At 70.8% G+C, this 21,225-nt stretch carries 21 protein-coding genes; 9 read left to right on the forward strand and 12 right to left on the reverse strand.

Features of this window, described 5'->3' with window-relative positions; all coding sequences use genetic code 11:
- The first annotated feature begins 17 nt into the window (after positions 1 to 17).
- A complete protein-coding gene (locus tag BUR99_RS17965) occupies positions 18 to 305 on the forward strand; it encodes a DUF1905 domain-containing protein (protein WP_074261770.1) in 288 nt (95 codons plus the stop codon).
- Positions 306 to 308: 3 nt separating this feature from the next.
- Here BUR99_RS17965 and BUR99_RS17970 read toward each other — a convergent pair whose 3' ends face one another.
- Positions 309 to 1,208 carry an alpha/beta fold hydrolase gene (locus BUR99_RS17970; RefSeq protein ID WP_074261771.1) on the reverse strand — a complete coding sequence of 300 codons (900 nt, stop codon included), beginning with the start codon at positions 1,206 to 1,208 and terminating at the stop codon, positions 309 to 311.
- A 190-nt stretch (positions 1,209 to 1,398) separates the two neighbouring features.
- On the opposite strand from BUR99_RS17970, the gene BUR99_RS17975 reads away from it, so the two are divergent.
- Positions 1,399 to 3,303, forward strand: coding sequence for a choice-of-anchor A family protein (locus tag BUR99_RS17975; RefSeq protein WP_074261772.1), 1,905 nt, complete (start codon positions 1,399 to 1,401; stop codon positions 3,301 to 3,303).
- An 82-nt stretch (positions 3,304 to 3,385) separates the two neighbouring features.
- On the opposite strand, the gene BUR99_RS17980 is transcribed toward BUR99_RS17975, so the two are convergent.
- Positions 3,386 to 4,261 carry an LLM class flavin-dependent oxidoreductase gene (locus tag BUR99_RS17980; protein ID WP_074261773.1) on the reverse strand — a complete coding sequence of 292 codons (876 nt, stop codon included), beginning with the start codon at positions 4,259 to 4,261 and terminating at the stop codon, positions 3,386 to 3,388.
- Between the two features lie 65 nt (positions 4,262 to 4,326).
- Between BUR99_RS17980 and BUR99_RS17985 the strand changes: the two genes are divergently transcribed.
- Positions 4,327 to 4,686 carry a hypothetical protein gene (locus BUR99_RS17985; RefSeq protein ID WP_074261774.1) on the forward strand — a complete coding sequence of 120 codons (360 nt, stop codon included), beginning with the start codon at positions 4,327 to 4,329 and terminating at the stop codon, positions 4,684 to 4,686.
- 112 nt (positions 4,687 to 4,798) lie between these two features.
- Positions 4,799 to 5,089, forward strand: coding sequence for a DUF4287 domain-containing protein (locus BUR99_RS17990; protein WP_074261775.1), 291 nt, complete (start codon positions 4,799 to 4,801; stop codon positions 5,087 to 5,089).
- Positions 5,090 to 5,121: 32 nt separating this feature from the next.
- Here the strand turns inward: BUR99_RS17990 and BUR99_RS17995 are convergent, their stop codons facing one another.
- From BUR99_RS17995 to BUR99_RS18025, 7 genes are all read right to left on the reverse strand, one after another.
- Positions 5,122 to 5,799 carry an NUDIX hydrolase gene (locus BUR99_RS17995; RefSeq protein ID WP_074261776.1) on the reverse strand — a complete coding sequence of 226 codons (678 nt, stop codon included), beginning with the start codon at positions 5,797 to 5,799 and terminating at the stop codon, positions 5,122 to 5,124.
- 25 nt (positions 5,800 to 5,824) lie between these two features.
- On the reverse strand, positions 5,825 to 6,235 hold the full coding sequence (locus tag BUR99_RS18000) for a DoxX family protein (RefSeq protein ID WP_074261777.1): 411 nt from the start codon (positions 6,233 to 6,235) through the stop codon (positions 5,825 to 5,827).
- 124 nt (positions 6,236 to 6,359) lie between these two features.
- On the reverse strand, positions 6,360 to 9,434 hold the full coding sequence (locus BUR99_RS18005; protein WP_074261778.1) for an NEW3 domain-containing protein: 3,075 nt from the start codon (positions 9,432 to 9,434) through the stop codon (positions 6,360 to 6,362).
- Positions 9,435 to 9,568: 134 nt separating this feature from the next.
- Positions 9,569 to 10,387, reverse strand: coding sequence for a carbohydrate ABC transporter permease (locus BUR99_RS18010; RefSeq protein ID WP_074261779.1), 819 nt, complete (start codon positions 10,385 to 10,387; stop codon positions 9,569 to 9,571).
- Positions 10,384 to 11,289, reverse strand: coding sequence for a carbohydrate ABC transporter permease (locus BUR99_RS18015; protein ID WP_074261780.1), 906 nt, complete (start codon positions 11,287 to 11,289; stop codon positions 10,384 to 10,386). Before BUR99_RS18015 ends, BUR99_RS18010 begins: the two co-directional genes overlap by 4 nt.
- Complete coding sequence (locus tag BUR99_RS18020) at positions 11,282 to 12,637, reverse strand: ABC transporter substrate-binding protein (protein ID WP_074261781.1); 1,356 nt, start codon at positions 12,635 to 12,637, stop codon at positions 11,282 to 11,284. The genes BUR99_RS18015 and BUR99_RS18020 overlap by 8 nt, the downstream gene beginning before the upstream one ends.
- Positions 12,634 to 13,734, reverse strand: a complete 1,101-nt coding sequence (locus tag BUR99_RS18025) for a carbohydrate kinase family protein (protein WP_074261782.1) — start codon at positions 13,732 to 13,734, stop codon at positions 12,634 to 12,636. The genes BUR99_RS18020 and BUR99_RS18025 overlap by 4 nt, the downstream gene beginning before the upstream one ends.
- Before the next feature lie 117 nt (positions 13,735 to 13,851).
- Here BUR99_RS18025 and BUR99_RS18030 point away from each other — a divergent pair, with 117 nt between their 5' ends.
- Together BUR99_RS18030 and BUR99_RS18035 are read left to right on the forward strand one after the other, a co-directional pair.
- Positions 13,852 to 14,601, forward strand: a complete 750-nt coding sequence (locus BUR99_RS18030; protein ID WP_074261783.1) for a DeoR/GlpR family DNA-binding transcription regulator — start codon at positions 13,852 to 13,854, stop codon at positions 14,599 to 14,601.
- The gene (locus BUR99_RS18035) at positions 14,598 to 15,926 is read left to right on the forward strand and encodes a 6-phospho-beta-glucosidase (RefSeq protein ID WP_074261784.1); all 1,329 of its coding nucleotides are present in this window, start codon (positions 14,598 to 14,600) and stop codon (positions 15,924 to 15,926) included. The genes BUR99_RS18030 and BUR99_RS18035 overlap by 4 nt, the downstream gene beginning before the upstream one ends.
- Before the next feature lie 59 nt (positions 15,927 to 15,985).
- Here the strand turns inward: BUR99_RS18035 and BUR99_RS18040 are convergent, their stop codons facing one another.
- Positions 15,986 to 17,386, reverse strand: a complete 1,401-nt coding sequence (locus BUR99_RS18040; protein WP_074261785.1) for an amidase — start codon at positions 17,384 to 17,386, stop codon at positions 15,986 to 15,988.
- 53 nt (positions 17,387 to 17,439) lie between these two features.
- Here BUR99_RS18040 and BUR99_RS18045 point away from each other — a divergent pair, with 53 nt between their 5' ends.
- Positions 17,440 to 18,072 carry a TetR/AcrR family transcriptional regulator gene (locus BUR99_RS18045; protein ID WP_074261786.1) on the forward strand — a complete coding sequence of 211 codons (633 nt, stop codon included), beginning with the start codon at positions 17,440 to 17,442 and terminating at the stop codon, positions 18,070 to 18,072.
- Positions 18,073 to 18,138: 66 nt separating this feature from the next.
- Here the strand turns inward: BUR99_RS18045 and BUR99_RS18050 are convergent, their stop codons facing one another.
- Both BUR99_RS18050 and BUR99_RS18055 read right to left on the reverse strand, forming a co-directional pair.
- Positions 18,139 to 18,723, reverse strand: coding sequence for an AAA family ATPase (locus BUR99_RS18050; RefSeq protein ID WP_074261787.1), 585 nt, complete (start codon positions 18,721 to 18,723; stop codon positions 18,139 to 18,141).
- Between the two features lie 49 nt (positions 18,724 to 18,772).
- Entirely contained in the window at positions 18,773 to 19,405 is a 633-nt protein-coding gene (locus BUR99_RS18055) for a VOC family protein (RefSeq protein ID WP_074261788.1), read from the reverse strand.
- Between the two features lie 162 nt (positions 19,406 to 19,567).
- Between BUR99_RS18055 and BUR99_RS18060 the strand changes: the two genes are divergently transcribed.
- Both BUR99_RS18060 and sigJ read left to right on the forward strand, forming a co-directional pair.
- On the forward strand, positions 19,568 to 20,344 hold the full coding sequence (locus BUR99_RS18060) for an SDR family oxidoreductase (protein ID WP_074261789.1): 777 nt from the start codon (positions 19,568 to 19,570) through the stop codon (positions 20,342 to 20,344).
- Positions 20,331 to 21,221: an RNA polymerase sigma factor SigJ gene (sigJ, locus tag BUR99_RS18065; protein WP_074261790.1), complete on the forward strand. Its 891-nt coding sequence runs from the start codon at positions 20,331 to 20,333 to the stop codon at positions 21,219 to 21,221. The genes BUR99_RS18060 and sigJ overlap by 14 nt, the downstream gene beginning before the upstream one ends.
- Positions 21,222 to 21,225 lie beyond the last annotated feature (4 nt).

Consider the following 21,225-nt stretch of genomic DNA (forward strand, 5'->3'; position numbering starts at 1 on the left):
GGCCGTATCCTGAACCGGTGGAGCTCACGTTCGATGGCGAGATCTGGTACTGGCGAGGTCCGGCGCCATGGCACTTCGTGACGGTGCCCGACGACGAGAGCGCCGCCATCGAGGCGGTCGCGGCGCTCATCACCTACGGCTGGGGCATGGTCCCCGTCACCGTCCGCATCGGCGGCAGCGAATGGCAGAGCTCACTCTGGCCGAAGGACGGCGGCTACATCGTGCCCATCAAGGCGTGGGTGCGCACGGCCGAGCAGCTCGAGGTCGGCGACACGATCGAGGTGCGCTTGACGGTCGGAGCCTGAGCCTCAGCGTGCGGCCGCGACCCGTTCGGTTGCACCGGATGCTTCGTCGGCGCCGGATGCTTCGCGGAGGAACCCGTCGACCGCCGCCGTGAACACCGCCGGATCGTCGAGCCACGGGAAGTGGCCCGCGCCGGGCTGCACGGTGAGTTCGCTGCGCGGCAGCGACGCGGCCAGCTCGGCGACCATGGCGGGCGGGGAGTTGAGGTCGGTCTCACCCGCGACGAGCAGCACCGGGGCCGCGAGGTCGGCGAGCGCGGCACGGGTCGACTCGGGATCGAACGCCCCGTCTGCGGCGAACACGGCCGCCGCCTCGTCGTTGCGATGGCGTTCGTCGGCGGCTCGATGCGCTTGCGCAGAGGCATCCCACCGCCCGTAGATGAAGGGGTCGATCGCCTGCCAGTCGTCGCTGTCGCCCGCCATGATCGCCTGCAACGCGGCGTATGCCGGGGCGAACCACGGCTCGGCCGCCCTGAGGCCCGCGACCGAGAGGCGCATCTCGGCGGTCACCGTCAGTCCGAGCGCAGCGGCGCTCGGGGTCACGAGTACGAGCCGTTCGATGCGCTGCGGGTACCTCGCCGCGTACATGACGGCGAGGTTCGTGCCGGCAGAGTGGCCGAGCACGTCGAGGCGGTCGAACCCGAGGTGCACGCGCAGCGCCTCGAGGTCGTCGACGAGTCGGTCGCATCGATACGACGACAGGTCGGATGGAGCGTCGGACGCCCCGGTGCCGCGCGGGTCGAACATGAGCAGTCCGCGCTGCGCTGAGAGGCCTCCGAGGTCGCCCAGATATCGGGAGTCGTGCATCGGGCCGCCGGGCACGCAGACCAGCGGCCGCTCTGCCGCCCCGTCTCCGTGCAGGTGATAGGCGAGTTCGGTTCCGTCATACGCTGCGAAGGTGGGCATCCGTTCGATACTCGCAGCTCCCACCGACGGCGGGGGAAATTCTCCACAGGCCCGCGGCGAGCGCAGCTCGCCCGTCGAAACCTGAGAGAACGCCAAGAGTCCTTACTTTCGACGTCATGATCACGTCACGGCGTCATCTCTCCAGTGAGGCGGTACCCGTCGTCTCGACCTTCGATCCCCCCGGAGACCAGTGAACACCCGAGCTTCCGCGCGCCAGCGCGCCCGTTTCCCCCTGCACACCGTCATCGCCGCGGCATCCGCGACCGGCCTCGCCCTGATCGGCGCGGTCGCCCTCGGAGCCGCCCCCGCGACGGCCGCGCCACGCGCAGCCGCGGTCGCCCCTGTGCCGTTCTGCCCGCCGCCCGGCGAGATGCCGGGCATCGGCAACGTGCCCGCCTACACCGACTCCAACGTCGCGGTCTTCGCCGGCGGCGACTACCTCGCGACCGGCAGCGCCGCGGAGTCCGAGGGCCTGCTGCTCGTGCAGGGCGATGCCGTCTTCGACAAGGCGAACGGCGGCGTGTTCAACGTCGGCAGCGTCGGCGTCGGCTCGGGCATCGTGCCCCCGGGCGGCACGACCATGCTCGCGGTCGGCGGCGACCTCACCGTCGCACCCACGACGAGCGTGCACGTCGGAGCGAACGTCGACGGCGGCGGTGCGGTCGCCGCGGGCGGCGCAGCCACGGGCGCCTTCGACCTGTACGGCGCCACGCTCACCGTCGACCTCGGCCGAGCTGCCGCGATGGCCCCGAACGAGGACTTCCAGTCGGTCGTCGACGGCACCTCGACGACCCTCGGCGCGCTCCCGGCGACCGGCACGACATCGGTCGCGTTCGGGCGCGTGACCTTCACGGGCACTCCCGGCGACGCGATGCAGGTGTTCGACGTCGACGGCGCGGACCTCGCCTCGACCTTCGAGGTGTTCTTCGAGGCCATCCCCGCCGACGTGCCGATCCTGATCAACGTGACGGGCGACGACGTGTCGTTCGCCCCGAACTACTTCTCGCTGAACGGCGAGCGCGTCGACGCCTTCTCGAGTCCGAACTTCGGCAACGCGGCATCCCGCATCCTCTGGAACGTCACCGACGCCACGTCGCTGCTCCTCGGCGGCTCGAGCCAGTTCATGGGCTCGGTGCTCGCCCCCACCGCGACGACCGAGGTGACGGCGAGCACGAACGGCAGGATGCACGTCGGCGGCGACCTGACGTACTCGGGCGTCGGCAACGAGCACCACAACTACCCCTGGACCGGCGGCGGTTCGCTCGGCTGCGGCGGCGGCTTCAGCGCTTCGAAGCTAGTGACCGGCAGCGGCGCGGCGCTCGTGCCGGGCGACACCGTCTTCACGCTCGCCTACGACTCCGAGCTCGACGGCCGCGAGGTCACCGGCACGCTGTCGCTGCGGGCCGACGGCACCGTCGCGAACGGCCCCCAGGGCCTGCCCGACGGCACCGTGGTGCACCTCACCGAGGTCGACCTGCCGTCGGTCCCCGGCGTGGAATGGGGCCCCGCGACGATCAGCCCCGAGGTCGTCACGATCGCCTCGGGCGAGGTCGTGCACGTCACGGTCACCAACACGGCGAACACGAACGCGCCGAGCGCGGTCGGCGGCTTCTCGGTCGCGAAGGCGCTCGGCGGCGAGGCATCCGCGCTCGTTCCCGAGGGCACCGAGTACACCGTGCAGTACCGGTACCTGCTCGACGGGGAGCCCGTCACCGGCACCGTGACCGTGCGCGCCGACGGCGTGGTGGTCGACGGCCCGCAGGGCCTGCCCATCGGCACAGTCGTCGAGTTCACCGAGATCGACCTGCCCGAGATCGACGGCGTGGCGTGGGGCACGCCGGTCTTCAGCCCCGAGACGGTGACGATCGCCGACGGCGCGTCGACCCTCGTGACGGTCACCAACACGGCGACGGATGCCCCGGTCGAGCCGACCCCCGTCGACCCGACGCCCGAGACTCCGGGCGACGGCGCCCAGGGCGGAGGATCGGGTCTCGCGAGCACCGGCGTGCAGGCCGTGCTGCCGGCCCTCCTCGCGGTGCTCCTCGTCGCAGCCGGCATCACGGCGCTCGTCGTGCGCCGCCGACGCACCGCCTGACGCGGCGCGCGACACTGAGCGGATGCCTCGGGGCTCGCGGCCCCGAGGCATCCGCCCTCGTCATCGAACCCGGCGGGCGGTCTCAGCGCGCGACGATGCCGGCGACCTCGCCGACGGCGCGCATGAACCCCTCGAGGTCGGGCTCGTCGGAGGTCGGCTGCAGCACGACCGCGTCGACACCGACGGCGAAGTAGCGCTCGGCGATCTCGGCGACGGCCGAGGCGTCGCCCACGGCGGCCGAGCGCTGGTCTTCGGGCATGTTCCACTGCGTGAGCTCGTGCGCGACGCGTGCCTCGGCGTCGCCGCCGCCGAACGCCGCCATGAGGTAGACGACCGACTCACTGCGCCCGTCGCGGCCGGCGGCGGTGCGGCCGGCGGCGATCGCGGCAAGCGCCTCGGCCGCGCGCTCGACCGTGGTGCCGCCCGTGAGCACAGTGCCGTCGGCGACCTCGCCGGTCAGGTGCAGCGTCTTCGGGCCCTCACCCGCCGCGTACACGGGCGGTGCGTCGGCGGGCGGCCAGTCGAGCTGCACGCGGTCGAGCTTCACGTAGCGGCCGTCGACTGTGACCTCGTCGCCGGCGAGCAGTCGCCGCAGCGCGGGCACGTACTCGCGCATGAGCGTCAGCGGCGATGCCACCCGGCTGCCGGTCTGCGCCATCCAGCGCTGCACGCCGTGGCCGACCCCCGGCAGCAGTCGGCCAGGGAACATGCGCTCGATGGTCGCGATCTCCATGGCGGTCACGGCGACGTTGCGCAGCGGCATCGGCGCGACGCCGATGCCGACTCGCAGCCGCTCGGTCCACGCAAGCGCGGCGGCCGCCGTGGCGAACGCCGACTCCTGGAAGCAGTCCTCCCAGAGCCACAGTTCGGGTACTCCCCCTGCATCGGCCGCCTCGACGGCGGCGCGCAGCCGCTCGGGTGGGAATGCGGGTTGGAAGATCGCTCCGATGCGTCGCATGTGCTCACTCTGGCACCACCCGCAGACGCCACGAGCGCATGACGCCGGTCGGGCATGATGGGCGCATGAGCGAATCCGTACCGACCGCCGCCCAGGGCGCCCCGATGAACTTCCGACTCCTCGGCGTGATCGCCTTCATCATCGGCGCCGCCGCCGTGCTGATGACGCGGCTGCTGAGCCTGATCGCACCGTTGATGATCAGCACCGGAATGCCGTCGGCGTACTCGCTCATCAGCGGCATGGGCGTGTTCGCCAACGCGCTCTCACTCATCCTCGGCATCGCGGCCCTCGTGCTCGGCCTGATCGTGCTCCTGCGTCGCGGCGCCCCGAAGGGATTCGCGGCCGCAGGCGCCGCCCTCGGCGGCGCAGAGATCCTGAACGCACTCATCGGGTTCGGCCAGGCGGCGTTCTACTCCTTCCTCTGACCAGCGCTCCTCCGATGTTTCGACCCAGGTCGAAACACTGGCGAGCGGATGCCCCGGCCCCCGAGTCTGTTCGAGGGGGATGCCGCGGTGGCATCCGCGAAGGGACCGTCAGATGTCATTCCAGGCCTACCTCGACAACATCGAGAAGAAGACCGGCCTCACGCCGCGCCAGTTCGTCGAGCTCGCGACCGAGAAGGGGTTCGGCGCGGGAACGAAGGCGACGCCCATCGTGGCGTGGTTGAAAGAGGACTACGGGCTCGGACAGGGGCACGCGATGGCACTCGTGCACGTCATCACCAAGGGCCCGCAGATCAGCACCAAGCACGTCGGCACCGACGGCGTGCACCGCGATGAGACCGACACGCTCTGGCTCGACGGAGCGGCGACGAACCCGAACGCGTAGCCGAACGACCGGCCGCCTCCGCGCCAGCGGCTCTACAGGTCGTCGGGCTCGACGACGCGCTCCTGGTTCCACGGCACAGCCCAGCCGAGCTCGTCGAACATGCGGGCGAGCACGAGCGCGGTGACACCCCAGACGAGGCGGCCGCCGACCGTGAACGCGGGCGAGCGGTAGGTGCGGTCGGCGAAGGTGAGCTGCGTGATCGCCCGGTTCGCCGGGTCGAGCATCTCGGCCACGGGCACGCGGAACACGTCGACGGACTCGTCGTGATCGACGGCCGCCACCTCCGACGGGCGGGTCCACCACGCGGGCACGGGCGTGACGAGATGCCGGCTCACGGGCACCGGCATGGGCGGCAGCGTGCCGAGCGGCTCGATGCCGTCGACCTCGACCCCGGTCTCCTCACGGGCCTCGCGGATCGCGGCGGCCACCGGTCCGGCATCGGATGCCTCCAGCCGCCCTCCAGGGAAGGCGATCTGCCCCGGGTGGCTGCCGAGGGTCGCGGCCCGGCGCAGCAGCAGCACGTCGAGGTCGGCCGCCACCGCTCCGCCGGTGCCGGCGGGCACCGCGTCGAGCACCCCGAAGAGCACGAGCACCGCGGCCGGGCGCAGCGCCGGGGCATCCGCTCGCCGCTTCGGCTGGTCGAGATGCCACTCGAGCCCGCGCTCGCACAGCGCGATGAGCTCGGCACGTGCATCGGCGACTACCGGCATGGCCCCACCCTCTGGGCCACCCACGTCAGCGCCGCGCCTCGGCGGTCGACCAGATCGCCAACGCCACGAGCAACGGCTGGAAGAGCAGACGGATGCCCCGTGCACGATCGGAATCGAGGCCGAATGCGGCTCGCTTCTCGGTGAACTGCGCGATGTTGCCCGGGAACACGGCGACGAAGAACGCGGCGACGATCCAGCCGATGCGCCGACGATCGCGGGGCAGCGCGACAAGCGCCCCGCCCAGCCCGATCTCGACCGCGCCCGATGCCACGACGACGCCGTCGGCATCCATCGGCACCCACGACGGCACTTGCGAGCGGAACTCCTTGCGCGCCCAGAAGAGGTGACTCACCCCGGCGAAGACCAGGCCCGCGGCGAGCGCGAGACGCGCGATCGTGCGGGGCGTGGTGCTCGTGGGAACGTCGCTGCGTGCCATGTCGACCTCCGGTCCGATATGTACGCCCACCCTACGGCGTCGGAATGACGATGAGCGCGGCGAACGCCCGACCCCTCGAGAGGAGGGCCGGGCGTTCGCTGTGCGACGCGTCGCGAGCCGGAACTCAGCCCTTGCCCGGGCGCGTCGCTTCGATCGGGAAGCTCCACGCGTTCACGCCGTCGCCCGTCGCCGCGTCGCCCGCAGGCTGCTCGGCGAAGGAGACGAGGATCTGCGCGTCATCGATGAGCGCCGAACGGATACCGGCATCGATCGGCACCGTCAGCGTGCCCTTGCCGGCGTCGACCGCCTGCTCGAACGACGCCACGAGACGACCGCTCATGTCGGGTGCCCACGGCGGTGCCGCGCCATCCGTCGGTGCGCAGGCCTCGAAGCCGAAGAGGTCGCCGACGCAGCTCGAGGTCCACACCGGGATGAACGACGTGTCGCCCTTCCAGAGGAACACGCGAACCGTTCCGGCCTCCGTCGAGCGGTACGACAGGCTCACCTTCTTCTGCTGGATCTTCACGTCGGAGATGGTCAGCGCGTCGCTCGGCTGCACACCCGAGATCGTGCCGCCCCGCGTCGCCGACTGCGCGACGGTCTGCGGGGACTGCACGCCCTGCAGGGCCGTGTCGGGGATGATCGGATCCGCCGACTCGGTCGGCCGGTCCGCCGGGGGCGTGTAGCCGTCGAGGTAGGCGTGACCCCATCGGTACGGCTCCGACTGCTGGCTTCCGAAGGCCGACCACGCGGTGCGGGTCTGCCCGATGAAGTTCTGCGTGTCGGAGTCGTACGGCGTGACGTTCAGCCCGAGGTACTGCGGATCGACGTCGTTCAGCGCGGCATCGCCCTGCGGCACCGCGCTCGTCGGTCCGACTCCCGCCGGCAGGGCGGAGAGCGGCACCTTCACCTCGATGTCGTAGCCGCCGCCGGCGAACGTGCCGTCGGCCTGGCGTGCGACCTCGACCGCGACCTCGACGCCCTCGGCGTTCAGGCCGCCTTCGACCGTCTCGGCGAGCGGGCCGGTCGAGAACCCCTGGTGGTTGTCGGCGTCGCGCGACCAGCACGGCCCGTCGGCTCCGTTGCCGTTGGCGCCTTCGGCGTCATCGGTGAACGGGAACATGCCGAGCTTGAACGTCGACGAGGTGTCGATCGAGTCGCCGCGCGGATCGAGCAGCAGCTCGACCGAGTCGACGAGCCAGTGGCCGAAGCAGCGGTCGGGCGTCGATGCGGCGCTGGCCACGTCGTCGGTCACCCGGATCTGGGCGTACAGCGCGTCGTCGTACCAGCCGAGCCGGGCGACGCCGCCGTCACCGCAGTCCACCCCGTCGGCGGCGCATTCGGCGCCCTCCCATCGGGTGCCCACGTCGATCGGCTGACCGACGTAGAGCTCGTCGGCGATGCCGTCGACGGCCGGTGCGGAATCGAGCTCCGGGATCACGACGGTCGGCACGAGGTACACCGTCTCGTTCTCGGACGAGACGCCGGCACCCGACATGGTCGTCGCGGTGAAGGTCACAGTCCTGCTGCCGGGGTCGGCCGGATCGGTGTGCGTGACGACGAACGGGACCGTCGTCGTCTCACCGGGCGCGAGCTCGGCGAACGGCTTGCTCGTCGCGTCGACGACGAAGCCCGCCGGCACGGCGAGCTCGACCGAACCCGACTCGACGACCGCGGTGCGGTTGGTCACCTCGACCGGCACGGTCACCGTCTCGCCGGCGCCGACCTTGGCGACCGCTCGCGAGCGACCGCCGACATAGGCGTCGTTGTCCTGCGTCCACTCGTCGTACTCGGCTGCCGTGCCCCAGCGGTCGAAGCGACCCTCGACGGGTGCGACGAGCTCGATGCGCGTGTCGTTGTACGCGGTGACGCCGTCGCCGGCGAACTCGGCCGCGAGCTTGTAGACGGCCGGTGCCGCGTCGCCCGAGGGCGTGACGGTGAACGTGGCCTGCGTGGCATCCGCGTCGCCGATGCCGTCGACCTCGACCGGTTCGGAGACCTGCCAGCCGGTGGGCACGACGAGGCTCACCGTGCCGTCGCCGAGCTCGCCCTCACCGGAGCGCAGCGTGACGGTCGTGGTGAACGGCTCGCCCGCGGCCTCGAAGTACTCCTCCGCCTCGAGCGAGAACTCGGAGCCGAGGGGCATGCCGCCCGGGTCGGCGATGACGGCGCCGTAGAGCACCGCGTCGTCGTTCGCCGAAGCCGGCGACGAGTTGGGCTGCATCGGCACGATCGACTGCGAGACGCCGTAGCGCTGGCAGGTCGGATCGACGAGTGCGGTCTGCATCGTGCGCGCCTGGGTGGGGTGCGCACGGCCGCCTTCGCGGCCGACCTGCGCCCAGGTCTTCGCGGACCCGGCGGCCTGGCCGGCGAGGTTTCCCTCGGCCCAGACGTAGGGCGACTCGTAGCCGGTCCAGGTGCCGACGACCGTGAACGGGTTCGTCGCGGCGGGCACGAAGCCGGCGTTGCAGCTGGGCGCGGCGGTGCCGCCCGTGCCCGTCGTCAGTCCGCCCGCGAGGACCTTCTTGACCTGCCACGGGTCGACGGCTCCGACGCCGGTGAGCTGCTCGGGGAACATGCTCGGGTCGGCGGCGGCGGCCGCGGCCTCCCAGATCATGCGACCCTGCGCGTACTGGTGGTTGCCGTGCCCGGCCGCGAGCGACGGCGTGCTGCCGACGAGGATCTCGGGACGGGTCTCGCGGATGATCCGCACCGTGCGGCTCAGGGTCTCTTCGGCGTCCCAGACCTTCGCGGTCAGGGGCGCCGAGGTGTTGTAGAAGAAGTCGACGCGGTCGAGGTTGAAGATGTCGACGGTGCCCGACCGGATGTGCGAGGTGCGGTCCTCGTTCTCGCGGCGCAGGCCGAGGTCGGGGCCTGCCTCGGGGCCGACCGAGTTCGAGCCGCCCTCGCCGCGCGTGGCCATGATGATGCCGCAGCGCACGCCGTAGAGGTCGTTCCAGACCCCGCACGGCGTGGTGAACCCGGCGTCGTCGTCGGGGTGGGCCCAGATGCCCATGATGTCGATCTTCTCGCGGTCGGTCTCCGTGGCGATCGCCGGGTCTCCGACCTCGAGCTTGACCGCCGCATCCGGTGGCCCCGAACTGCCGTTGCCCATCGTCGCGGCGACGGCTGTGCCCTGGCCCATGAGTGCGGCGACGGCGATCAGCGAAGTGAGCAGGATTGCGTGATGACGTTTCATGCGGTCCTCCGTTGGACGCTCGGTGCGGCGGATGCCGCCCGATCCCCCTCAAGCTAGGGCAGTATCAGTCACCTTGCAAGCATGAACGTGCATTTGCACGCAGAACAGCGCGCAAACGCGCGCGACTCGCTCGATCACTCGCGAACGGCGCCCTCGATCATTCCCTTGATGAAGTGCCGCTGCAGGAACACGTAGAGCAGCACGACCGGCAGCGCGACCATGACCGCGCCGGCCGCGAGCAGGGCGGTGCCCTGCGTGTACTGCCCTTGGAAGAACGCGAGCCCGAGTGGCGCGGTGCGTACCGCGCCGTTGGGCGACATCACGAGCGGGATCAGGAACTCGTTCCAGGTCCACATGAAGACGAGCAGCACGAGGGTCAGGATCGCGGGTCGCCCGATCGGCACCAGCACCTGCCAGAGGATGCGCATGGAGCTGGCGCCGTCGAGGCGGGCGGCCTCGATGAGCGCCAGGCTCGAGGTGCGGAAGTACGTGCGCATCCAGTACGTGCCGAAGGCGATCGACATCGCGATCTGCGGCAACGCGACGCCCCAGACCGTGTTGGTGAGCCCCAGCACGCGCAGGTCGAAGTAGAGCGGCACGATGAACGCCTCGGTGGGCACCATGATGCCGAGCAGGAAGATGTAGAAGACGAGCGTCGCCCCGCGGAATCGCATCGTTCCGAGCGCGTAGCCGGCGAGGATCGAGGCGAGCACCGACACGACGACCACGACCGTCGCGACGACCACCGACGTCAGCATGTACTGGCCGAATCGGCCGATCTCCCATGCCTCGGGGAAGTTCTCGGGGTGGAACGCGCCGCCCTCGCGGGCGGCGGAGGCGTCCTTCGGCCCGAACGCCATGGTTACGATGACGCCGATGGGGCCGAGCACCACGAGCGCGAACCCGATGAGCACGAGGTAGTTCGCGCCCCGTTCGATCGGGGAGACCTTCATTTCCTGTCTCCGATCATGTTGACGACGCCGTTGATGGCGAAGACGATGATGGTCAGCACGATGCCGACGGCGGTGGCGACGCCGACATCCCCGAGTTGGAATGCACGGCGGTAGATCTCGTAGCTCGGCACGGTGGTCGACGTGCCGGGGCCGCCGCTCGTCGTGACGTAGACGAGGTCGAAGGTCTTGAGCGCGGCCACGATCGTGAGGGTGAGCGCGACCGTGATCTCACCGCGAACGGTGGGCAGGGTGATCGCGAAGAACTCGCGCACCGGACCCGATCCGTCGAGGCGCGCCGCCTCGTACAGCTCGCGCGGCACGCGGCTCATGCCGGCCATGAGGAGCACGGTGACGAGGCCGGTGCACACCCAGGTGCCGATGAGACCGACGGCGGGCAGGGTGAACGTGTAGTCGCCGAGCCACGGCCGGGTCAGCGAATCGAGGCCGATGAGGCGCAGGAATCCGTTGAGGGGGCCGTCGGGGGCGTAGATCTGCCGCCAGGTCACGGCGACGACGACCATCGCGATCACCTGGGGCAGGAAGATGACGCTGCGGAAGAAGCCGAGCCCCCGCACCTGCGAACGGGTGAGCAGCGCGGCGAGCACGAGGCCGATGGCGAGGGGCAGCACCGCGTAGAAGAACACGAGCACGAGGGCGTGCCAGAACGCCTCGCGCAGGCGCTCGTCGAAGAGGATCTCGACGTAGTTGTCGAATCCGACGAACGTCGACTCCCCCAGGCCGTCCCACTCGAAGAGGGAGTACTGCGCCGCGCGGCCCAGCGGGAAGAGCAGGAATGCGCCGTAGATGAGCAGGGCCGGTGCGACGTACGCCCACGCGACCCAGCCCGATCGGGCGGGGCGCCGAGTGGCGCTCCGCCCGACCGTGGTGGTGCCGTCACTCATTGCTTGCGACGAACTCCGAGTAGTCGGCTTCCAGGGTCTCCGTGAACTGCTCGGGAGTCGCCTGTCCGGCCAGCAGGTCCTGCAGCGCCTGACCCATGGTGTCGCCGAACGTCGGCGTCGCGTAGTCGAGGTACGGCAGGAGGCTGCCGTCGCCGGTGACGTTGCCGAACACCGTGAACACGTCGGCCTGCACGCCCGAGTCGGGGGCGAGCTCCGCGGTGCGGTTCACCGGCAGGTTGCCGGTCTCCGCGAGCACGTCCATCGCCTCATCGCTCGTGATGAAGTCGAGGTAGGCCGCGGCCACGTCGGTGTTGTCGGCCGCCGAGGTGATCGTGAAGGGCAGGCCGGTGCCGCCCGTGGTGGCCGGGGTGCCGTCGCCCGTGTTCGGGATGAAGAACCCGACGTCGTCGCCCATCGCGTCGCCGAGGTCTGCGGCGAGCCACGAGCCGCCGATGAGGAACACGCCGTCGCCGCCCGCGAGGGCCTGCCATGCCGCGTCGTAATCCGTGCCGTTCACGCCGTCGTTGAAGTACCCGGCATCGACCCAGCCCTGCAGCGTCGCCGCGGCCTCGACGTTCTCGGGCGTCGTCCAGCTCTGGCCGGCGTTGCCGAGTCCGAGGTCGGTGATGACCTCGGCGTCGACGTAGTCGCCCTGCAGCGGACCGAACACGTGCAGCGCCGGCCACTTCTCGATGTTGCCGAGCTGCATCGGGGTCTCGCCTGCCGCCTTGGCCGCCTTCAGCGCGGCCTCGAACTCGGTCCAGTCGGCGGGCACCTCGAGGCCGAGGCTCTCGAGCTTGCTCTTGGAGTAGAAGATGCCGACGACCTCGCCGACCTGCGGGAGGCCGTAGAGGCTGCCGTCGCCGAAGACCTTCGCATCGTCGCTGTAGGTCGAGTACTGCAGCACCGACTCCGAGAAGCGGTCGCCCCAGCCGTAGGCCTCCGCGTAGTCGTCGAGCGGGCGCAGCTGGTCGGCCGCGACGAACTGGCCCATCGTGTTGCGGCCGTTGTTGGCCTGCACGACGTCGGGCGCATCGGCATCGGTGAGGGCGAGACGGAGCGTCGTCGCCAGGTCGTCGAACGACTGCGAGTTGCGGTCGATCGTCACGTTCGGGTACTTCTCCATGAACGCGGCGTTGAGCTGCTCCATCTGCTCGTTCTGGCCACCGCGCACCTCCTGGTCCCACACGGTGAGGGTGACGTCGCCGACGCCGGAGATGTCGGTGCTGATCTCACCCGTGGTCTCGTTGCCGCCGGTGCTTCCGGTTCCCGGCGCACAACCCGCGAGGGCGAAGATGAGCGCCGCACCTCCCAGGGCAGCAGTGCTCAGTCGGATGTTTCGCTTCATGATGTACCTCTCTTGTCGGGGAACGATCGCCGGGCTGCTGTGGCTCGGTAGTGGGCGAAGGGGAAATCGGAGTCCGATCGGCGGCGGCCCGGTGTTTCGGGCAGTGCATCGGAGAGGAATGCGAACCTGGCGACGAGGTCGCGGTCGCCGTCACGGCGCGTGCGCTCCCACCAGTCGGCGAGGTCGCCCCATCCGGGCGCCGCGAGCGCTCCGCCGGGATGCTCGACGGCGAGGGCGGCGCAGAGCGCGGCGAACGACAGCCGCTGCTCGAGCGGCCAGTCGCGCAGGGTGCCGAACACGAGCGCGGCGCCGAACACGTCGCCGGCACCGGTGGCATCCCGTCCGTTCGCGGGAACCGCCGCCACCGTCACCGCTTCGCCGCTCGCCGAGTCGACCGCGACGGCGCCGTCGCCGCCCCGCGTCACGACCACGAGCGGCACCCGGTCGGCGAGCGCCCGCGCGGCCTCGACGGCGGAGGTCGTGCGGGTGTAGGCCATCGCCTCCGACTCGTTCGGCGTGAACGCGAAGCAGTCCTCGAGCGGCTGCAGGTCGGCGGCGTCCCAGCGCTCCGTCGAGTCCCACCCGATGTCCGCGAAGATCTTCGTGCCCGCTCGGGCGGCGGGCCGCCACCAGGCGTCGTCGGCTCGGGCGCCGCGCGACATCGCGCCGAGGTCGGCGAAGGTCGCGCGAGCCGCGACCTGGTCGCCGACGAGGTCGCCGGCCGCCACTGGGGCCGCCACCTCGCGCGTGATCATGCTGCGATCGCCGCCCGATGCGATCGAGACGGTGACCGGAGTGGGCCAGTTCGGCACCAGTCGGGACGAGGCGAGGTCGATGCCCTCGTGGTCGGCGAGGAACTCCCAGCACCAGCGCCCGTAGACGTCGTCGCCGAGCGTCGAGGCGAGCGCGGTGGTGAGGCCGAGCCGGGCGGTCGCGACGGCGAGGTTGGCGACTCCGCCCGGGCTGCTCGCGAGTGCGTCGGCGTGCACCTCGGTGCCCGGCCGCGGCGTGCCGTTGAGCTCCGTGAAGATCAGATCGAAGAAGACCGGCCCGGTCAGCAGCACATCGACGACGTCGTCGGCAGCGCGTTCCGTCACGGATCCTCCTTGAGTGCGATCGCGTGAACGATCGTCGATGACCTTTGACTGAACATACTCTCGAATGAACGCTCTTGCGTCAATTCGTGCGCGAAGTTGACTGCTACGCTCTTCCACATGCTCACAGCAACGCGACAGGCGCACATCCTGAACTCCCTGCGCACTGACGGCGAAGTCACCGTCGAAGAGCTCGCCGAGCAGTTCGGCGTCTCGCTCTCGACCATCCGCCGTGACCTCAACACCCTCAGTGCCGAGGGCCTGCTCCGTCGCGTGCGCGGCGGCGGCAGCATCGAGCCCGACCAGATCCCGTTCACCGACGTCGAACGACAGCACCACCCCGAGAAGTCGCGCATCGCCGAGAAGGCCGCCGAGCTCGTGGCCGAGGGCGACGTCGTCATCATCGACATCGGCACGACGACCGCGCTGCTCGCCCGCCAACTGCGCGGCCGGCGCATCACGGTCATCACCGCGAGCCTCGCGGTCATCGACGAGCTGCGCGACGACGACGTGGTCGAGCTCATCGTGCTCGGCGGGGCCGTGCGCAAGAACTACAACTCGATGATCGGCACCCTCACCGAGCAGGCGCTCGCCCAGATCCGGGCGACCACGTGCTTCCTCGGCACGAGCGGCATCCGGGCGAACGGCACCATCTCCGACACGACGGGCATGGAGGTGCCGATCAAGCTGGCGATGATCGAGTCCTCGCAGCGCACGGTCGTGCTGGCCGACGCGTCGAAGTTCCCAGGCGTCGGCGTGCTGAGCGTCTGCGGCCCCGAGCACATCTCGGCCATCGTCACCAACGACGACGCGGATGCCTCGACGCTCGAGGTGCTGCGCGAGGCCGGTGTCGAGGTGATGGTCGCGTGAAGCTCACCATCATCGGGGGCGGCGGCTTCCGCGTCCCTCAGGTCTTCGAAGCCGTCTCGGCCGACCACGCACCAGTGCGCATCGACGAACTGAGCCTCTACGACGTCTCCGAGTCCCGGTTGCAGACGATCGGTGCGATCCTCACGAGCCTCGCCCGCGAGAAGCGCCACGTGCCCACCATCACGCTGACGACCGACCTCGAAGAGGCGCTCCGCGGGGCCGACTTCGTCTTCAGCGCCGTGCGCATCGGCGGCACCCGCGGCCGCATCCTCGACGAGAAGACGGCGCTCGACCTCGGCGTGCTCGGCCAGGAGACGGTCGGCCCCGGCGGCCTCGCGTACGCGCTCCGCACGGTGCCGTTCATGACCCGGCTCGCCGAGACCATCCGCGATGTCGCGCCCGACGCCTGGGTGATCAACTTCACGAACCCCGCCGGCATCGTCACCGAGGCGATGCAGCGCGTGCTGGGCGACCGCGTCGTCGGCATCTGCGACACGCCCATCGGACTCATCCGTCGTGCAGCCACCGCCGTGAGCGGCACCGCCGACCGCGTCGACTTCGACTACGTGGGCCTGAACCACCTCGGGTGGCTCCGCTCGATGACCGCCGGCGGCGAAGACCTCCTGCCGCGGCTGCTCGAATCCGACCAGGCGCTCGAGGGCATCGAAGAGGCCCGCCTGATGGGCTTCGACTGGGTGCGGGCGCTCGGGGCACTGCCGAACGAGTACCTGTACTACTACTACTTCACGCGCGAGGCGACCGAACGCATCCGCTCGGCGCCGTCGACCCGCGGCGAGTTCCTCGACCGCCAGCAGGCGGCGTTCTACGCCGCGCCCGGCGACGACCCGCTCGCGACGTGGATGAACGCCCGCCACGAGCGCGAGTCGAGCTACATGGCCGAGAGCCGGCCCGCCGATGAAGAGCGGCACGAGTCCGACGTCGACGGCGGCGGATACCACGAGGTCGCGCTCGACCTCATGGCCGCCCTCGCCACCGGCCGGTCGTCGACGATGATCCTGAACGTCCGCAACAACTCGCTCGTGCCGCAGCTGCCCGACGACGCGGTCGTCGAGGTGGGCTGCGTCGTCGACGCCGACGGCGTGCACCCCTGGCCGATCGCGCCGGTCTCGGGCGAGATGCTCGGGCTGATCACCCAGGTGAAGTCCGCCGAGCGGCTCATCATCAGCGCAGTGCACGAGGAGTCTCGCGAGCAGGCCTGGCGCGCGTTCGCAGCGCATCCGCTCGTCGACTCGGTCGGCGTCGCGCGTTCGCTGCTCGACCGCTACCGCGAGAACTTCCCCGAGATCGGCTCCCTGCTGCGCTGAGACGGTGTCGGCGTCGGGTTCGACGCCGACACCGTCGGCGAGCGGATGCCTCGGCTCGCCTAGCCCTCGAGGGTCGGCCACCAGGCCGGGTCGGTCCAGAGCGCGAGCTCCTGCTCGAGGGCGGCGCCCACGCGGAACACGGTGGTGTCGTCGTACGTGCGCCCGACGATCTGCACGCCGGTCGGCACGCCGTTCGGCGCGATGCCCGACGGCACCGAGAGCACGGGCACCCGACCGATGACGTTGAACGGCAGGGTCATGAGCTTCGAGAACACCTCGGTGCTGTCGGTCGCGGGCTCGTCGGCGGCCATGCCCGTGTTCGCGACGGTCGGGCAGATCATCACGTCGTAGTCGAGCATGATCTCGGCGAAGGGCCGGTAGAAGGCGGACTCGGCGACGAGGCCCTCGACGTAGTGCCCGCCCGCGGCGGCCTTCGCGGCGAAGGCGCGCGTGTACGGCATGAGCTGCGCCGCGCGCGCGGGGTCGCCCTCGACGATGCTCTCGATGAACGGCCCCATCACGGCGCCGAAGTGCGGCCAGGCCGTCTCCTCCACCTGCCCGAACGTCCACGGCAGCGTGACCTCGTCGACGATCGCGCCGGCGAAGGTGAGCGCCGCGGCGACGGCACGGGTGTTGGCCTCGACCACCGGATCGACGTCGTACGCGCCGAGCTGGATGCAGAGGGCGACTCGGATGCCTCGGAGCGAGCCGACCGCGCCGGAGACCGCAGCGATGTCGCGCAGCGATGCCGCGTCGCCGACCCACGGGCCCGAGATCACGTTCTGCAGCAGGGCGACGTCGGCGACGCTGCGCCCCATCGGACCATCGGCGCAGAAGGTGTCGGAGTTGAACGGAGCCATGCCCGGCACGCGGCCGAACGGCGGCTTGAAGCCGACGACGCCGCAGAACGACGCCGGGATGCGGATGGACCCGCCGATGTCCGAGCCGGTGGCGAGCACCGTCGAGCCGGCGGCGAGCACCGCACCCGAGCCGCCCGACGAACCGCCCGGCGTGTAGTCGGGATTCCACGGGTTGCGGGTGATGCCCCACAGCTTCGAATGGGTCACAGGTGCGCAGCAGTACTCGGGCGTCTTCGTGCGTGCGTGGATCACGGCGCCGGCGTCCTGGATGCGCTCCACGATCGGGTGCGTGACGTCGGCGATGTTGCCCCGCTCGAGGAGGCATCCGTCTTCGAGCAGTCGACCCGCGATGGGCTGCTCGTCCTTCAGCATCAGCGGGATGCCCTCGAGCGCGCGCACCGCGTCACCGGCGGCGAATCGCGCCTCGGAGACGACGGCCGATGCCCGCGCCTCGTCGAGCCACTGCTCGGTGACGGCGTTGATCGTGGGCTCGGTCGCCTCGGTGCGGGCGATCACCGATTCGAGCAGCTCGACCGGGGAGAGCTCCCGGGTTCGGAACAGCTCGGATGCCTCGGTGGCCGTGAGCCGATAGAGATCCATGAAGTGGTGCCTTTCGTGCGTCCGTACAATGTACGGACGATACTGTTGCACGCATGGCGCCACGTCAAGCGGTTGAGGAGATTCGGCAGAATCTGACTCGACGCGACCTCACTTCGGCCGCGATCACGCTGATCGAACGCGATGGTCTCGGCAAGCTGACGATGCGGCGACTCGCCGCCGAGCTCGACTGCGCGCCGATGAGCCTCTACACGCACGTGCGCAATCGCGACGACCTGATCGACGCCATCGTCGACGAGCTGATCGAGCGGCTCGACCTGCGCGAGCCGCGCGAGCCCGGCGGTGATGGCTGGCAGGAGATCGTGTGCCAGACGTTCCGGGCGTACCGCGATCTCGCCGTGCGGCTGCCGAACTCCTTCGAGCTGCTCGCGCTGGCGCCGTACGACACGTCACCCGTCGCGCCGCACCTCGCCCGGTTCGTCGCGACCCTCGAGGCCGCCGGCCTCACCGCGGAGCAGGCGCAGCAGATCCTCGGCATCGCCGACGCCTACGCCTCGGGGTTCCTCGTCGTGTGGGCGCGCAGCCAGGCGCGACGCGGCACCGAGCAGCCGCCGGAGCAGGGCGGCATCACGGGCCTGCGCGACCTCGCCATGTTCGACCAGGGTCTCGACGCCCTGCTCGCCGGGCTCGACGCGACGCTCGTGCGCGGCGTCACGCCGGCCGAGTAGGCCCGCCAGGCGCCTCGCCGGTCGCGCAGGCCTGCCCCGGCCGTCGCGAGGCCGGTACGCGACCCGTCACTCGTCGACGAGCGCCTCGTCCCACCGATCCATGATCCAGTCGACGGTCTCATCGGGGCTCTGGCCGGTCGAGTCGACCCAGAGGCCAACAGGCGGCGTCTCGCCGACCCATCCGTCGAACACGCTCACGGCGTCGGCGAGCGTGCCGTCGCCGATCCATCCGTCGTAGGCACCGGTTCCGCGTTCGGTCTCGCGGCGCACGATCGCCTCGACGCTCGGCCGCAGCACGACGAGCGCGCGCGGGCGCCCGCCCATGCGGTCGAGCTGCGCGGCGACGCCGTCGCCGAAGATGTTGTCGACGTGCACGGCGCTGATGCCGGCGTCGACGAACGAGCGGCCGAGCATCGCGCCGTGCCGGTAGCGCAGCTCGAGCTGCGCGAGTGCGGCGTCGGTGGGCGGGTCGCTCATGTCTTCACGCCCCGCCACGACCATCTGCCAGAGCGCGTCGCCCTCGATGAACGCGCCGGGACGAAGGCGTTCGGCGAGCAGACGACCCACGGTCGACTTGCCCGAGGCCGGGGCGCCGACGACGAGGATCGCGGTCGGCCGGGCATCGTTCGTCGGGTCGGCCTGCGCAGTCATGCCCGTCAGGCTATCGAACGGATGCCGCGGCGCGCCCGGCTCCCGGGCCCTACTCCCCCGCGCCCGCCCACTCGAAGCCGTCGGGGTCGGCGAACGCCCCGGCGTCGCCGTCGATGCGGATGCGGTGCGACCCCGTGCCCTCGGCGGCGACGCCGACGGTCTTGGCGAGGGCACGACGCTTGTAGAGGCCGAGCCCGATCGGGCTGCCCGGGGTGGCGAAGTCGACGTAGCTGCCGAAGCTCTTCGCGACGGCGAGCCCGCGGTCGACGTAGAAGCGCTTACTCGCGCCCACGTCTTCGGCGCCGATGAGCAGCACGAGGTTGTCGATCGTGCGGGTCGCCGGGCCCGTGTCCTTCTTCGACGAGGTGGCGACCTGCCAGATCGCCCCGTCGGGCGCCTGCACGACGCCGCCGAAGCCCCACATCGACTTCTCGGCGGGCTTCAGCACCGACGCACCGGCGGCGACGGCCGAGTCGAACAGCGACGTGACGTCGGCCGGCTGCGACACGATGACCGACATGGTGAATCCGCGGAACCCGCTCGACGGGGCATCCGCTGCCCTGGTGCGGATCTGCGGGCCGAGGCCGAAGGCGTCGGCGTAGAAGCGCGCGGCCGCGTCGGGGTCGGCGACGTCGAGCGCGATCGAGGCGATGGACGTGAGTTTCGTCGTTTCGATGTTCATGTCCCCGACGCTATTCACCCCGTTCGTCGGATGCTTCTTCGATCCTGCTTCATCGTCCGCTGAGGTATTTCGGCACTTCGGCACCGCAGACCTCACATTCCGCACGGCTGCATCGTCAGTACTTGCAGAGCGCCGTTCGGCGCGAAGGAAGGAAGCAAGCACATGCGCATCGTCGTCATCGGAGGAACCGGGTTCATCGGCGGACAGGTCGTCGAGCAGCTTCGAGCGGCCGGGCACGACCCCGTGATCGCGGCACCCTCGACCGGCGTCGACACCGTCACCGGTGCCGGGCTGGCCGAGGCCATGGCCGGCGCCGACGCGGTCGTCGACGTCAGCAACTCGCCCACCATGGACCCCGAGGGTGTCATGGCGTTCTTCTCCGGCTCGGCTCGCACCATCGCCGAAGCCGAGGCGGCCGCCGGCGTCCGCCACCACGTGCTGCTGTCGATCGTCGGCATCGACCTCGTGCCGAACAGCGCCTACTACCGCGCGAAGGTCGCGCAGGAGGAGGCCGCTCGTTCGGGCGAGGTGCCCGTCACGATCCTGCGATCCACCCAGTTCGCGACATTCGGCCGTCAGATCGCAGACTGGTCGACGGTCGACGGGCGGGCGTCGGCGACGCACGACCTCGTGCAGCCCGTCGCGCCGTCCGAGGTGGCGGCCGAGATCGTGCGCCTCGTCGTCGAGTCCGCGCCCGCCGGCATCGTCGAGATCGCCGGCCCCGACCAGCTGCACCTCGACGAGCTCGTGCGCGCCACGCTCGCGCTGCTCGGCGACGACCGCGAGGTCGACACCGTCGACTCGTCGCCGCTCATGGGCACCGAGGGTGCGCCCGAGGGCGCGCTGACCCCGAACCCCGAGTCGGGGCATCCGCTCACCATCGGTCGCGTGACCTGGCGTGAGGCGGTCGCCGAGGCGGCGCAGCATGCGGCATCCTGATTGGGTGAGCGATGAGGTGCTGAGCGAGCGTCGGCGACTCGTCGCCCTCGGCTACCGCATGCTCGGCACGGTCGCCGACGCTGAAGACGCCGTGCAGGAGACGTACGCGAGGTGGTTCCGTCTCTCCGAGGAGGAGCGCCGCGACGTGCGGTCGCCGGCGGCGTGGCTCACTCGTGTCGCCGGCCGGGTCTGTCTCGACATGCTCGGTTCCGCGCGGGCGCGGCGCGAGCAGTACGTCGGCGAGTGGCTGCCCGAGCCGCTTCCCGCGGGGCAACTGACGGATGCCTCGTCGGCGACCGATCCGCTCGAACGCGTGACGCTCGACGACCAGGTGGGCGCCGCCCTCATGGTCGTGCTCGAGTCGCTGTCACCGGCGGAGCGCGTGGCGTTCGTGCTGCACGATGTGTTCGGCATGCCGTTCGCCGAGGTCGCAGAGACCGTCGGCCGCTCCCCCGACGCCGTACGGCAGTTGGCATCGAGCGCGCGCCGACGCATCCGCTCGGCTCCCCCGGCGCCGCCGGCGAACCGCCGCGAGGGCATCGTGCTCGCGTTCGCGGCGGCCGCGAACACCGGCGACCTCGCCGGCCTTGTGGCGATGCTCGACCCTCGCGTCGAGCTGCGCGCCGATGGCGGGGGCGTCGTGAGCGCGGCGCTCAGGCCGGTGCGCGGAGTCGATCACGTCAGCAGATTCCTCGTCGGCGTGCTGGCGAAGCATCCCGATTGGCAGTTGCGGCCGCTCGACCTCGTCGACGGGCCCGGTCTCGCACTCGCCGACGCGCACGAGATCTACGCCGTCATCTCGCTCGGCCTGACGGAAGGCGCCGTCACCGACGTGTGGCTGATGCGCAATCCCGACAAGCTCACCGGCTGGCGCTGACCGC

This window comes from Agromyces cerinus subsp. cerinus (genome assembly GCF_900142065.1).
Classification (GTDB): Bacteria; Actinomycetota; Actinomycetes; order Actinomycetales; family Microbacteriaceae; genus Agromyces; species Agromyces cerinus.

Excerpts from the sequence above, each read along its gene's own strand:
- BUR99_RS18000 (WP_074261777.1), bottom strand. The coding sequence starts at position 6,235 with ATGGCACGCAGCGACGTTCCCACGAGCACCACGCCCCGCACGATCGCG.
- BUR99_RS17980 (WP_074261773.1), bottom strand. The coding sequence starts at position 4,261 with ATGCGACGCATCGGAGCGATCTTCCAACCCGCATTCCCACCCGAGCGG.
- BUR99_RS18045 (WP_074261786.1), top strand. The coding sequence starts at position 17,440 with ATGGCGCCACGTCAAGCGGTTGAGGAGATTCGGCAGAATCTGACTCGA.
- BUR99_RS17970 (WP_074261771.1), bottom strand. The coding sequence starts at position 1,208 with ATGCCCACCTTCGCAGCGTATGACGGAACCGAACTCGCCTATCACCTG.
- BUR99_RS18040 (WP_074261785.1), bottom strand. The coding sequence starts at position 17,386 with ATGGATCTCTATCGGCTCACGGCCACCGAGGCATCCGAGCTGTTCCGA.
- BUR99_RS18010 (WP_074261779.1), bottom strand. The coding sequence starts at position 10,387 with ATGAAGGTCTCCCCGATCGAACGGGGCGCGAACTACCTCGTGCTCATC.
- BUR99_RS17990 (WP_074261775.1), top strand. The coding sequence starts at position 4,799 with ATGTCATTCCAGGCCTACCTCGACAACATCGAGAAGAAGACCGGCCTC.
- BUR99_RS18050 (WP_074261787.1), bottom strand. The coding sequence starts at position 18,723 with ATGACTGCGCAGGCCGACCCGACGAACGATGCCCGGCCGACCGCGATC.
- BUR99_RS18030 (WP_074261783.1), top strand. The coding sequence starts at position 13,852 with ATGCTCACAGCAACGCGACAGGCGCACATCCTGAACTCCCTGCGCACT.
- BUR99_RS17985 (WP_074261774.1), top strand. The coding sequence starts at position 4,327 with ATGAGCGAATCCGTACCGACCGCCGCCCAGGGCGCCCCGATGAACTTC.
- BUR99_RS18055 (WP_074261788.1), bottom strand. The coding sequence starts at position 19,405 with ATGAACATCGAAACGACGAAACTCACGTCCATCGCCTCGATCGCGCTC.
- BUR99_RS17995 (WP_074261776.1), bottom strand. The coding sequence starts at position 5,799 with ATGCCGGTAGTCGCCGATGCACGTGCCGAGCTCATCGCGCTGTGCGAG.
- BUR99_RS18020 (WP_074261781.1), bottom strand. The coding sequence starts at position 12,637 with ATGAAGCGAAACATCCGACTGAGCACTGCTGCCCTGGGAGGTGCGGCG.
- BUR99_RS18060 (WP_074261789.1), top strand. The coding sequence starts at position 19,568 with ATGCGCATCGTCGTCATCGGAGGAACCGGGTTCATCGGCGGACAGGTC.
- BUR99_RS18005 (WP_074261778.1), bottom strand. The coding sequence starts at position 9,434 with ATGAAACGTCATCACGCAATCCTGCTCACTTCGCTGATCGCCGTCGCC.
- sigJ (WP_074261790.1), top strand. The coding sequence starts at position 20,331 with ATGCGGCATCCTGATTGGGTGAGCGATGAGGTGCTGAGCGAGCGTCGG.
- BUR99_RS18015 (WP_074261780.1), bottom strand. The coding sequence starts at position 11,289 with ATGAGTGACGGCACCACCACGGTCGGGCGGAGCGCCACTCGGCGCCCC.